The following is a 453-nucleotide window of genomic DNA, read 5'->3' as shown; positions in this document are numbered from 1 at the left end:
CGAAGAAGACCTCTTTCCACGACCGTCACAACGGCGGCCCCGCCCGTGACGGCGCACGCGATGAGCGCGGCGGACGAGCGGATGCCGGCGACCGTCGCACCGCTGCATCCGCGGGAGGGTACGACCGTCGCCCCGGCAGCCGCAGCGCCGGCCACCGCGGCTACCGTCCGGCTGAAGCCGAGTCGGGTGCGCCCAAGCAGCGCTGGGGTGCGTCGGAGCGCGCCGGCCGCGACGAGGCGCGCGGGATCCGCAACCGCGCCGAGTCCGGGCGCCGCGAGGCCCCGCACCACCGCAACGACGAGCGCTCCGAGCGCCCGCGCTACAACGACCGCCCCAGCGCCGGAAGCCGTTTCGACGACCGTCCGCGTCGCGACGACCGCGGCGGAAAGCGCCAGACCGGACAGCGCCCGACCGGGCCCGGCACGTACCGCGACGACCGCGGCGGCGACCGCC

The 453-nt window shown here is 77.3% G+C and carries 1 pseudogene; it reads left to right on the top strand.

Features of this window, described 5'->3' with window-relative positions:
- Window positions 1-453 (top strand): annotated as a pseudogene (locus L687_RS0121085) (DEAD/DEAH box helicase); the annotation flags it as partial.

Origin of the sequence: Microbacterium maritypicum MF109 (assembly GCF_000455825.1) — a bacterium.
In the GTDB taxonomy this organism is placed as follows: Bacteria; Actinomycetota; Actinomycetes; order Actinomycetales; family Microbacteriaceae; genus Microbacterium; species Microbacterium maritypicum_A.
The sequence above is the reverse complement of the archived record's forward strand: the minus strand, read 5'-3'. Positions and strand labels throughout refer to the sequence as shown.